Source organism: Pigmentiphaga sp. MLSB6-MA01 (genome assembly GCF_058793475.1).
Genome location: NZ_JBXAFV010000007.1, coordinates 153872 through 167455 on the forward strand (window position 1 = coordinate 153872; position 13584 = coordinate 167455).

At 68.9% G+C, this 13584-nt stretch carries 1 protein-coding gene; it reads right to left on the reverse strand.

Annotated elements, in window-relative coordinates; translation table 11 throughout:
• Positions 1 to 42: 42 nt before the first annotated feature.
• On the reverse strand, positions 43 to 13572 hold the full coding sequence (locus tag AC1Q6E_RS13690) for a filamentous hemagglutinin family protein (protein WP_492572936.1): 13530 nt from the start codon (positions 13570 to 13572) through the stop codon (positions 43 to 45).
• Between the last annotated feature and the right edge of the window lie 12 nt (positions 13573 to 13584).

Below are 13584 nucleotides of genomic sequence, written 5' to 3' on the forward strand. Positions count from 1 at the left end.
TTCACTCTCATGACAATGCACGGGCGGAAACAGCCTTGGCCGCTACAACCCCAGCCGTGCCCGTTCCTGCACCGTCAGCGCCGACGCATCCACCACCTTCACCAGTCCCTCCGGCCGATAGGCCGACGGTTCTGGCGCGCGCGGCGAGGCAGGTTCCAGCGAAGCGGGCGCGGCCTCGTTGCCGAACCCCAGCACCCGCACGGTAAAGACCGACGGCAAGATCTGGCGCGACGCCGCCCGTTCGCGCTGCATCACCTCCTGCGCCGCCGTCGCCGCCTGCGAGGCCGCCGCGCTCGCATTGCTCAGCGCCGCCACGTTCACCGCCGCCACCACCGGTATCCCCACCGCCTTGCCCTGCACCTGGATGTTCTCCGCGTTCACCACCCGCAGCGCCGCCAGGTTCACGTTCCCCGAGACACGGATACCCGCTTCCCCCGCGTCGATCGTGCCCAGCGGCGCGATCAGGTCGATGTCCCCGGGAGGAACCTCCGGGATCGGATTGAGCGTCGCGATGCCCGCGCCCGTGCTCGGCGCCTGCGGCGACAGGGCCACGTTGCCCACGTCGTCGTAGACGCGGCGCTGCGGCGTGTAGACGACAGTGGTCTTGCTGCCCCGGCCGGCGTTGATGTCGCCCTGCGCCGACCAGCCCAGGATGTTGCCGCCGAAGGTGGTGAACACCCGGCTCTGGCCCATCAGGATGCTGCCCAGCGCGTAGATGCTGATGTCGCCCTCGCCCTGCGTCATCACGCCCGAGCCCGGCCCCGGATTGAAGCCACCGTCCACCCCGACGAGGGTGCGGCCGCCCGGCGTCAGGATGCTGATGTCGCCGCCGAAGTTGGTATGGATGCCAGCATCCAGCACGTCATAGAACCCCACACTGCTGGCCGGGCTGCCCATCGCCTCCCACTGCGCCTTGGTGATGTAGTCGACTCCCGGGATGGGGCGCGATTGGCCGGCGCTGTTGTGCACGATGTCGTAGAAGTACAGCGCACTGCTGAACATGGTCAGGTCGCCTTCGTACGCCAGCTTGTTGCCTTGCGCGTCCTGTCCGGGGAACAGGGTGGCGATGGCTTCGCGGCCGCGCAGATAGCTGCCGAAGCGTTTGCCGTCGGCGTCGTTGTACTCGCGGCCGGACTCGCGCAGTTCGGCGTAATAGACATTGCGCAGATAGGCACGCTGCTGTTCCAGCGGCAATGCATTGAAGAATGCGCGTGCGTCCGCGGTGGCCGGATCGAAGTGCAGATCCAGCCCGTTGACGCCGCCAAAGCGATCGCTCAGCCAGTTCACCAGGTGGAGCTGGCTTTCTACCTTGTACTCACGAGCCAGCGAACGATTGGCTTCGTCGGTACGGCCTTCGGCCAATGCCGCGGCACGCGCCGCGTCCAGTTCCGCCTGCTTGTGCGTAAGAAAGCCCTGCGCGCCGGCTTCGTCGCCGGCATAGCCGAACTCCCGCTTGAGCCACTGGGCAAGGCTCAGGCCGCCGCTATAGATGGTCAGGGCCTTGCCGGGCTGGTCGGCGAAGGGCAGTTCCGGATCGGCCTGGTTGGCCGGGTCCAGGTAGCGCGCGGCAAAGGCATCCCAATGCGCGCCCTTGCCCAGGCCCGCCGACACCGAGATGCTGGCGCCGCCGCTGCGGTCGCCCGACGGCGCGGCACCGGTGAGCGGCCCCAGGCTCTTGATCTCGCCGTTGTTCGCCAGATAGACGTGGCGGCCGGCCGAGACGTCGAGCAGGCCCGGTCCCAGGATGTAGAAGCTGCTGTTGCGCACGTCGCGGCCGGCCTCCACCACCGAGATCTCGTCGGCATAGGCATGCGCGATCAGGTTGCCGCGCGTCGAGGGGAAGCCCGCCGAACGGGCGCCAACCGTCGCATCCTTCTTGCCCAGCGGCGTCCCGGAGTCGGTGACGTCGCGGCCGGCCCGGATCGCCACCGGGATCGACGCCTCGTAGCGCGCGTCCTCGAAACCCAGCTGGACGTTCGACAGGACCGCCTGGCCCACGCGCAGACCGACAATATCGCCGTTCACCGCGTAGTAGCGCGCCGGCTCCCGGCCTGCCACCGCCTGCGCCACGGTCGCGGGACTGCCGAAGGTGAACAGCGCGGCGGTGTTCAGGCGTCCGCCGTCGCGCGTCGGTTCGCCGTTGTAGGCCTGCGAGATCCAGTCGTTGGTTCTTCGCGTTTCGGGTGCAGCATTGGTGGCCAGCAGGGGGCTGTTGCCATATTGCCCACCGCCCGTCTGCGCCACCACGCCGACGAAACCCGGGCGGAAGGGACTGGTCATGGCCAGCGGATCCGCGGTGGACGCCGAGAATACATAGCCCGCGCCACGGATCGAATCCCGCGCCAACAGTTGCAATTCGCCCTTGCCGACCGCATTGACGAACTGTGCGTCCACGGGCGAAGGCGCCAGCACCGTGCCAAAGCCGTAGCGCAAGGTTCCGGTGCCGCTATGGGTCGCGCCGCTGGCGCTGGCGCCGTAGTACAGGCTGCCGTTGGCGGCAACCGCTCGAAGGATGGATGGGTAGAAGGAGCCGTCGCCGTTGGCCGACTGGTTGCGGCCCGAACTGCCCCAACGCACATCCTCGTTGCCAGCCCTTTCGTCCCAGGCCGTGGTCGGCGTCAGGTTGCCGCCAGCGCTGAAGAGATCGATGGCGGTGGCCGGCGTCCATAGCGAGAACCAGCTCCAGCCGTCGCCGTCATGGGTCTTGCCTTGGTAAGTGAACGGCATGGAGCTGAGCAGCAGCGTGCGGCCGGGATCCGCCGTTCCGCCCAGCACCAGATCACCGCGGGTTTCGATACGGACCGCCGAATCGCCCAGCACCAGGATCGGCCCGCCGGTGGCCAGCCCGCCCCCGGCCGCGTACACATCGCCCCGGCGCGTATCCATCTGGTCCCGTCCGCCATAGCCCAGCTTCACACCGCCGACGGCGCCGGCATCGATCAGGATGGCGCCACGCAGGTTGGCGAAGGTGCTGTTGAGGTCGTACTCGTTCAGCCGCAGCGCCGGATTCGGATTCAAGGCGCCGCCCATGCGCAGCGCAAGGTCGCCGCCGCCGGTCTGCATCAGCGCGCCGTCCCGCGTGATGCGGCCGGTGCTGGCCACGGCCAGGTGCAGGCCCTGGCTGCGCGGCGTATGAGATGGCTGGTTCCAGGTCGCCTGGATGCCCCGCGCATCGGTCATGCCCGCATCGCCCCCGACCTCCACGACAAGATTGCCGCCGCCGAGCGTGCCTATGCCGGTGAAACCCACCAGGAAGGGATCGTTGTTGAACAATCTCGTATTGTAGGGATTGGTCTGGCCGATGGCGTCGCCGGCGACATAGGTGCCGAAGTTGATCCACCACGCCGTCGGGACCCCGTCCGCGCCCGCCTCGACGCTGCCAGTACCCTGGCGCCACAGCCAGTTGCCGACCGCCGCACTGGCGATCTGCTGGCGGGTATTGGCGAATGTGTAGCCGATATCGCCCTTGTCGTCATTGTTGCCGACCAGGTCGCCCTTCAGGTCGCCGCCGGCACGCAGCAACACATTGCCGCCCTGCTCCGGGTACCAGGCCGCGTACAGGCTGTCGGCGCCGCCATCCACCAGCGCTTCGAAAATCGCCCCTTCGGAGCGCAGCACCGTCCCATCGGCCAGGCGGCCTCGCGCCTGGCCATAGCCACCGCCCGGCGGCACCGAAGACGTCCCGGCTGTATAGACGCCGTAGAGCGAGGTCATTTCGAAATCGCCGCCGGCAACCAGGTCCAGGTCGCCGGTACCGGTGCGCAGGACGCTGAACAACTGCTGGCGCGCCAGCTTGGGGGCGAACGCCATGTCCGGCGGCGTCCCGGCATCCACCACATGGATCACTTCACCGTAACCCCAGCCGTTAAGCTCGGTAATGCTTTCCGCGATAAGCCCGTAGTCTATGGCCATCTGCACGTCGCTTTGCGAGATCGCCTGCCCCGGCGTCAGCACGATGCCGAACCATGCCGTGAGCTCGGCGAAGAAGGCCTCTGCTTCTGGCGACGCCGCGGCCTCATATATGGCCGGCGTGCCGGTGCCTGGAATCGGCGTAAGCACATGCCCCATGCCGAAGTGCGTGTCGGACAGGAGCAGGCGCGCCGAACTGTCCGGCAACGTCAGGCGTGCGTCGGCCGCCGTGGTATCGGCGCCGGCCACCAGGCGAAGGTCCCATGATTGGGATCCCGGCGCCAGCATCGGCGCCAGCGCCAAGGTTCGGCCCTGTGTGCCGTCGGTACCGGTGGGACGCAGGTTCACCAACCCGGCACCGTCCGGCAACACCACGTCGGTTTCCGATGGCACGATGGCGCCCTTGTCCAACGCCAGCGGCCGGGCGAGCTTCATCGCCACCGGCAGCCTCGCCCCCTTGGGCCACGTCGTGGCCCCGATCTGTGCCAGCGCCGGCAGGCGGAAGCCGGCGGCCAACTGCATGCCTGCGTCGAGCGTCAGCGGCGCCTGCAGCACCGTGCCGGCCGCGTGCACCACGTTGCCTCCAGCGTCGAGCACGGCACCTCCCAATACCGTGCCGGCCGGCAGCGTCAACCCCTGCGCCAGCGGCATGGTGGCGGGCAGCAACGTGCCGGCCGGCAGGGTCAGGCTCGCGACCGGCAGGTCGTAGTTCAGCGTGCGGCCGCTGGCGAATTGCGTACCGGCGTCCAGCGTGGCCATGCCACCGTGCGGGATGATGAGATCCCCGCCGAAAGGCATGCGTCCCGCGGGCAGCACCCAGCCCTTGTCATCCGCCGTCACGCCCAGTTTCGTCGTATCGAAGCCATCGGTGATGCTGCCGAAAATCGCCAGGTCGCCCTGGGCGCGCAGCACCAGCGCGCCGGCCTCGCCCGAGCCATGGACGGACGTTTTCTGCGTGCGTGGATTGACGCTGGCGTAGCGGTGGCCGGAGAGATCGATGTCGCCGTCCACATGCAGGTTGCCGTCGGGATTGAGCGCCGCGTTGCTGACGATCTCCACGCCAGGACGCAGATGGAACTGGTCGGCATGGGCGCGCAGGCCGCCAAGCTTGCCGTTCATCAGCGCGCCGTTGGCCAGCGCATTGTCGATGAAGGCGCGGCTGTCGGCGTGCTTGCCGTCCAGGTAGGCCTGGTCGATGGTCTGGTAGCTGCGGCCGTCCACCGTGGACTCGACGCCAGCGGCCGCATCGTCGTAGGTATGGAAGGCGTTGACAGCGATGGACTTGGCACCGTTGATCGCGACCGTGCCGCTGGCATCGATGTCGACGTCGTTGCCGATGGCGCCGCCCAGGCGCGGCGCGTTGAGCGCCACCGTGCCGTAATTCGCGCTCGCGCCGGCCACGCCCAGGTCCATGCGCACACCGTCGGCCAGCACCAGACGGCCTCTGCCGGAGTCGATCTCGATGACGGCGCGGTTGGGCGCGTCGATCGCCTGCCCGTAGCTGTCCTTGCGCAATACGCTGGCGCTGGCATCGAGTACCGCGCTGCCGGCCAGGGTGACACCCTGATTGGCGGCCAGGCGGATGCTGCCGGCCTGCTCGCCGCTGGCATCGACCCTGCCCGTTACCGTCAGGCTGCCGTTGTCCACCGAAACGTTGATTTCGCGGGCCTTGATCTCGTCGCCGATGACCAGGTCGCCTTGCTTGAGCTGGAAGCTGCGGCCACCGAAGACCTCGCCCTGCGTCAACCGTTCGTTCAGACTGGCAAAATCGGCAATGCGCTGCGCCCGCACGTCGACGTAGCCGGCGGCGAACGGGACGTGGGTACCGCCCGCATCGTAGTGGCCGGTGCTGCCGCCCAGGATGCCGCCTGCAAGGTTGGCCGTTCCCTCCAACGCCAGGACCGTCAGCTTGCCGGCGCGGTTGTTTTCGGCGGCCAGGTCTATCGTCGAACCGGCATGCTGGACGACGCTGCCCTGACGGCTCGACAGCGTCACGTCGCCGCCCCAGCTGTATTTGCTGACGTCGAAGAAATCGACCTTGCCGCCGGAGAGATCCAGTTGCGCGCCGTCCGCCAGCGTCACGTCTCCCTGCGCCGATAGTGACAGCTTGCCGCTGGGCAGCAGCACCGCGGTGTCCAGCACGAGGCGCGCGCCGGCGTCGAGCGCCAGTTCGGCGCCCAGGGAGTCGGCCAGGGCGGCGTTGTCCGCCAGCGGCGCGGCGGCGCCTGCCGGGGCCGCGACCGTGATGGAGCCGCCCGCCTTGATGCGGTTAACCGAACCGGCCCGGCCGGTGAACAGCGGCGTGTTGAGGTTCAAATCGCCGCCGCTGTAGGTCCATGCCTTGGCCGCGTCGTCCCAGGCGCCGCGGGATTGATACACCGCCAGCGCGCCCTTGTGGTTGGCGGTGATGCGTTCGCCGGCGTTGAGGTCCACGCTGGCAAAACCCAGCGCCAGGCGCTCGTGCGTGCCCACGGTATCAGGCTGGCTCTGGGGGCCGTAGCCGAACTCGATGACGTCCGCGTCGATCACGAGCCTGCCGCTGCCGGTGCCGGCGCCGCCGGCGATGACGTTGGCCGCCGGCGTGGTCGCGCCGTTCCAGACCAGGATGCCGGTTTCGATGCGGGCAACGTCGCCCGCGCCGCCATGACCGTAAATGGCTGGCGTGCCGAGCACCAGCCGCTCCAGCGCCGACTTGCCGGTGGCCGGGTCGATGGTGCTCAGGTCCACGCTGCCGTAGAAGTTGACCGAATCGCCGGCGGTCAGGACGAGGTTTTCCAGGGCCGGCGCGCCGGTGCTGGTATCGCCTCGCAGCAGGCGGTCGAGCACGCCCTGGTTCAATGTCAGGCCCGAGGGCAGGACGCCCGCGGCCCCTGCTTGTGCCAGCGCCTCGGCGCTGCCCACGTTGATGCCGCCCATGGCCAGCACCAGGTTGCGGGTGCCATAGCGCACCGACTCGCCCAGTTCGAAGGACTTGTTGGTGGCGGCGGTGATCGTGCCTTCCGAATACAGCAAGGTTTCGCCGGCGCAGCCCGCGCCGGCGGCGCAGGTGCCGACGTGCAGATAGCCCGAGCCAGACAAGCCCGACACGTCGTCGGCCGTCGGCGAGGTCACGTTCAGCCAGCCGTTGGTTACCGCCAGCACCCCGGCCTGGCCCGGCATCAACACATAGCCATCGGCCGAGTCCCAGGGCGCCTTGCCTCGCCCCAGGGTATTGATGCCCGCTCCCTGCTCGATGGTCAGGCCCTGGTTCTTGTTGTTGACCACCAGGAAAACCGATGCCGCTTCCAGCACGGCGCCCTGGCGCAGGATGAGTTCGCCGGTCGAGCCGTTACCCAGGCCGACCTGCCAGGCATTCTGGGTCGACGATCCGCTATCGTTCTGCATCGCGAACGTGGACACCGGCGCACCGCCAATGCTGATGCCGGCGGCGCCGAGGCCATTGAGCGTGCCGACGTGGACCGACATGCCATCGAAACCCTCGGTGGGCGCCGCGCCATCGGCAAGAATCTCGATGCGGCTGCCGTTCAGCACCACGGTGCCGCCGCGCCCGCCTTCGGCGGGGGTGAAGTCCGCCGTACCGGCGGCGATATCGAGACGGCTGCCCGGCGACAGGCCCAGTTGCCGTGCATCGCGCTCCAGTTGCGGCCTCGGCGCGCCGTCGCGCGCCGCCCAGTCCAGGCCGAACTGCGCATAGCTGGTCTCGTTGTACTGCGCATAGGTGCGCAAGGTGTCGGCCGGCGTCAACACCGCCTGGGTGGTTTGCGCGCCGGCGATGCCGGTATGGGCGATGCCCAGGCGCGCGGCGGTGGCGTAGGAGCCGTTGCGCATGGCGGTACCGCTGCCGAAGGCGGCCTGGCTCGAAGCCAATCCGTTCAATTCCACGCGAAAGGCGCCCGGCAGCAGCGCATAGGTGGACGGCAACAGGGTGTAGGTACCCGCCGCCAGGCCTGGCACTCCTTCGCCAACGGTGATCTGCCGGCCGATCATCGGATCGCCCGCGCCCTTCTCCGCCGCGATCGGCGCCACGGCGGGCTGCGCGCCGGGGACGATGGCATAGACCGGATTGGAGGACAGCCCGGGCAGCACGAAGCCTTCCCCGCTCATCTGCACCAGCGGATGCAGGCGCGCGTCGGTCGAGCCGCCGCGCCCGGTCAGGAAGCCCGCCCCTTTCAGTTCGCCGCCGCCGGACAGGTCGATCCGCGCACCGTCCTGGACTTCGATGCTGTCCGCCGTCAGTTGCACATTGCCCAAGCCACCGCCCAGGCCGGAGAACCAGGCTTCCGCGCCGGCATAGCTATAGGTCAGGCCGTCGACGGTGCCGCCGTAGGGCATGACCAGTCCAGCCCCGCTGACGGACGTGACGCCGCCCGGGCGCAGCACGATCCTGCCTGGTTCCTGGTGGTTCCCTGCCTGGACGCCAAGCTCCAGTATGCCCAGCGGCGCGCGGACCACGCCGCCCTGATCGATATTGGCCGACCGCAGGCGCAAGGTGCCGAAGGCCGAGTACGGCGCCGGCGGCGCCGCGCCGGCGCCACTACGCTCGATACGCAGGCTGCGCTCGGGATCGTAGGTGATCTGATAGCTCCCCCACTGGTCGAAAACCCCTTTGCGCCCCGCGATCACGTCGACCACCGCGCCGGTGGCCGGATAGATCTGGCTGCCGGCCAAGATCAGGTCGCCCTCGGTCGTCAGGGAAGTCCGGTCGCCGACCGTATGCTTGAGGAAACGCAAGTCGTTCTGGCTGCGCAGCTCCAGTAGCTCGAAGCCGTCGCGCGAAACCAGGGCCTTGTCGCCCTGGATCGAGTAGCCATAGGCGCCGAACCGCACCCCGTTGAGCACGTCCAGCACGCCGGCCTCGACGCGCAGTCGCGAGTCGTCCCGCAACGCAACCATGCCGCCTTGGTAAGAGGTGGGGTCGTTCAGGAACGGTATGGTGTATTTGTCCTTGCCCAGGCGGGAGGTCCCCGCCAGGCGCACGTAGGGCGCGGCCAGATTCACGTTGGCGCCGGCCGGCGCCCCTTCCGCGAGAATGATCGCGCGCGATGCCAGGTGCAGGCCTTGGCCCAGCGCAAGGTCCACGCCATCCCCCAGGGACAGGATGCCGTTGACCAGCATGGACAGATTGCCGAACCTCCCCGCCTCGACCCGATCCACGCCCAGGCGGCCATGGCCGTAGACCAGCCCCGGATCGGCCAGGCCCGGATGCAGGTCGGCCGCCAGGCTTTCAGGCGCCTGTTCCTGCACCAATTGCAATTCTCGGTGCACCAGCACGCGATCGGCCGGATTGCCCGCATCCCGATAGGCGGGCGCTTCCAGCGCCAGGGACAGCGTGCCGCCGGCAGCGCCGGCGCCCCCCGCCGCGGCTTGCATGTCGCCATCGAGATACAGGCCGTTGAAGCTGGCCAGATGGATCACGCCGCCGTCGGAAGCCAGCAGGGTCTCGCCCAGTCCGGGCAGGTCCAGCGTCGCTGCGGCGCCCGAAGCGTCCAGGCGCGCGCCGGGACGGATGACAATGAAGTTGTCGATGGCATCGGCCTTGGTAGCATAGGCCTGGTATTTACCGCCGATTTCGATCCGGCCGCCATCGAGCACCAGGCCATAGCGGCGTCCCTGCTCATCCGTCGCCGTCCGGGCAAGGCCCGCGACGTCAAGCACGGCCTTGCTCCCTACCCAGACCGATCCGTCATGGCCCTTCAAGTGGCCGACATCCTCGACGCCGAACCCCAGGCCGTACACGCCGATGCGGCCGCCGGCGGCGCGCAGCCGGCCGTCGATATTGATCTGGCCGTTGCCCTGCAAGACGATGCTGCGTCCCGGATCGACTTCGATGCGAGCGCCTTCGCCGATGGCGAGCGTGGGCCGCTCCCCTCCCTCGACCATGCTGCGCGCGTTCCCGGCGGTCAACACGAGATCGGCGCCGCCGCGCTGCGTCAGCCGTCCTTTCCGGGCATCCTCGGCGAACAGCGGCGGAAGTCGCTGCGCCAGTGCCTCTTGCGGATCGGTGCCGGTGGCCGTCCCGCGCGCAACGGAAAAATCGGCGTGCAAGACCGGCATGGCCACGCGCAGGTCGGCGCTCTCGGCCACGGCCAGGCCATCGCCGCCGGTCACCTCGTAACGCGAGAAGCCCTGCTGGAAACGCGCGGCGTCCAGATGCAGCAAGGATTCAACCGCCACCGACTGCGGCAGCGACGACCCCGCGCGGATCACGGTGCCCGCGGCATAGGTCACCTCGCTGGCCGCGACGGTTCCGGCCTTGATCACGCCGGGCGTCGGCGCGATCGGGATGCCGTTCGGCAGGATGGCGGCATCCACGACGTAATGGATGGGAAAATTCGCTGGATTCACGACCGAGGTGATCACCGTGCCCGCCGGCAGCGTCGGCGGCGTACTCCAGCTATAGCCGTCGACCGTCAGGTACTGGCCGTTGGAAAGCGTCACGCTGTAGCTGACGTTCTGGTTGGCCGCCTTCGGCAGCGTCCAGGCGGCGCCCAGCGTGACCCAGCTGGCGGGGTTGCCGGCGACGATCTGCGGCGCCCCGCCGATCGCTTCGCCCGGACTGGCATGCGTGCGGACGTAGTGATAGTCCACCGGCAGCACCGCGCCCTCGGCGACGGTGAAAGCCTCGTCCGTCACGAGATCGACCAGCGAAGTCTCGCCGGCCCGCAGGACGCCATCGCTGCCGGCGACCTGTCCGCCGACGATCACGGCATTGCCGGTTTGCAGGGTAAGCGTGCCGCCGCCCTTGACGCCGTGGCCGCGCAGTTCGCCCTCCAACACCAGCTTGCCCTTGCGTCCACCGGCTGCCGAGTAGGCATCGGCGACCAGCGTGATGTCGCCGCCCTTGCCGCCGCGCAGGCTGTCGTCGGCCATGAGCGCCGCGCCCGACGAAACGTCGAGCAGCGCGCCCGCGCCCACCCGTACGTCGCCGCTGCTGCGCACGTCGATGCGGCCGCCGTTGATGAACGGCAGACCGCCGATATCGGCGCCATCCCGCAGCAGATTGCTCCACAGGCCCCGTGCGTCCAGCGTCACGCCCTCGCCGATGGAAACGCGCGCCACATAGCCCGCCGGCACGGCCGTCGTCAGCGGCAGCTGCTGCCAACCCGTGCTGGCATTGACGTGCAGGTCGACCATATTGCCCAGGACGATGGCGCCGCCGCGCGCCGCCAGGTCGGCGTTGACGTCGACCTGCGCGGCGTGCAGGGCCATTTCTCCGCCCGGAGCGACCGCCACCGATTCGCCCACCTCGATGCCGCCCTTGGCATAGACCCGCAGGCCGCCGAGGTTCAGCGCGTTGAGCCAGGCCGCCTCCAGCGCGATGGCGCCGCCCGTGCCGCCTATCTTTACCGAGTCGACCACGGCGCCCGGGCTGTGGCGCAGGTCGCCGCTATCGGCGTCGTAGACCGGCGTCCAGGTGCCGATGACCAGCTCGCCGTTACGCGCGACGGCCGTCTGTGCCTGCCGGTAGCCGTCCAGGCCCGCATCGCGCGCGCGCTGCTGCCGCTCGCCTTGATAGGTGCTGGTCTCGACATCGCCCTGCAACGTCGCCGCGCTCGTCGCCACCACCAGGCGGCCGCCGTCGCGGCCCACCGTATAGCCGTTTTCCAGCCGCCCTCGCGGCGCGATGATCGGGTTGTAGAAATTTTCCTTGGCCTTGTCTCCCCAGCGCGAAGCATCGGTTTCGAAGCCCCTGTACAAGCCGGCATACAGCAGGTCGCCCGGCGCCGTCGAGGCGTTGTACAGGCTGCCGTCCGAACCCTTGAGCCAGGTCTGGGCCACATAGCCGGTCTGCACGTCCAGCGCCCCGCCCGACAGATTGATCAGCGAACCCTGGCGGGTCAGCAGGTTGCCGCCGCTGAATTGCACGGTCCCGCCCTGCGCCGACCATTCGCCGATGCCATGGCCGGTGATGCCGAGATAGCCGCCTACCTCCAGCAGGCCGCCCGCCGTGTACCAGCGATCCGTTTCATGGCCATTGGTGCCGGCCGGCACCAGGACCAGGTCGCGGCGATCGAGCCAGATGTCGCTGTTGCGCAGCTTGTCGCCATCGCGATTGACCGAGGCGTCGCGCTGCTCGAAACCCTGCACGTTGACCAGGACATTGTTCGCCTCCATCGCGATGCGCACGCCGACGTAGCCGGAGACGTCGATCACGGCTCCGTCCTTGACCTCGCTGGTGCCTGCCGCATCGACGTAGACTTGCCCGCTGGTGGCCAGGGTCAGGCTACCGCCTTCGAAGCGCGCGTCGCCACCGCTGGTGACTTGCACCAGCGACTGATCGCGCCGGTGGGCGATACCGTCGCCCGCCTTGTCGCTGTCCTGGACCAGGGTCTCCCGCTGCACGTCCAGCGCCGTCGAAGCGCTTGCATCGAGCACGATGGCGGTGACGCCACCCTCCTCCAGGCTGACCTTCGCGGTGTTGCCGCCGCTCGCCGCCAGATGGACGGTGCCCCGCGTGTGCACCGAGGTCGTCGCCACCGCGACCCCACCCTGGCGCACGTCGTGGCCCGCCAGCGTGATGTCCCCTGTCGACGCCTGGACCAGACCGGTGTTGCTCACCAGGCCGCTGGCGCTGCCGTCCAGACGCTGCGTGGCAACGACGTTGCCGCGCGTGGTCGAGTTCTGGTTCGCGTCGGTGCCCATGCCCTTCTTGATCACGAAGGCATCGCCCGCCGCCATCACCGTCTGGCCGCCATCGGTCGTGATCTGGCCCGCGTTGTGCACCTCGCCGCCCAGCAGCAGCACATAGCCGCCGCCTTCGGTCACCGTCTGCGGAACGTGCGTGGCGATCCGTGCCCCCCGTTCCACCACCACCTGTCCCGTCGCCGCGCCATGGCTGTTGCTGCTGGCCGTCGTCTCCAGGTCATTGGCGAAGGTCGGGATATGCCCGCTGCCCTGCCCCTCGCTGTACAGCCCCTTCTTGAACTGGCTGTCGGTCATCCCCGCCGCGGCCGCCGCCAGGTTGCGCACGTTCACCTGGCTCGACCCGCTGAACACGATCCCGTTGCGGTTCACGATCATCACCGTCCCGGGCGCCTCGATCTGGCCCTCGATCTGGCTCGGACGCGCCCGCGGATCGTTCACCCGGTTCAGCACCGACCAGCTCGCCTGCTGGTCGAACGCCACCGTCGTCTCCTTGCCGACGTTGAACGTCTCCCAGTTCAGGATCGCCTTGTCCGCCGTCTGCTCGATCGTCACCTTCGTCTTGCCGCCCGATGCCGTCTGCACCGGATCCCTGGCGTTGACCCAGCCCGCCGTCAGGCTGTTCGTGTCCACCTTCAGGCCGCCCTCGCCCAGGCCATCCGGCACCGACGTTCCGTTCGCCAGCGCCGCCTCCCGCGCCGTCTTCTGCAAGGCCTGCTGCGCCGCGATCGCCTGCGCCGCCAGGTTCAGGTTGTTGATCGAGGTCTGCAGCTTCTGTCGCGCCGCCGCCGACTGCCGTTCGGGCGCCGTCAGCGACGAAGCCGGCAAGCCATTGGGCAGCCGCCCCGTCGCCGTTGCCGTGCCCTGCGCCGCCCCCTTCGCCGCGAACCATGCCGGACTGAACGCATGCTGCGCACGGGCCGGTTCCGCGAATGCCCCCGTCAATGCCAGCGCTGCGATCGCCGCCGCCATCGGCGTATGCCGCCATGCGAGGTGGCGCCCGGATCGGATTGAGAACATCGCTTCCTGTCG

Excerpts from the sequence above, each read along its gene's own strand:
- AC1Q6E_RS13690 (WP_492572936.1), bottom strand. The coding sequence starts at position 13,572 with ATGTTCTCAATCCGATCCGGGCGCCACCTCGCATGGCGGCATACGCCG.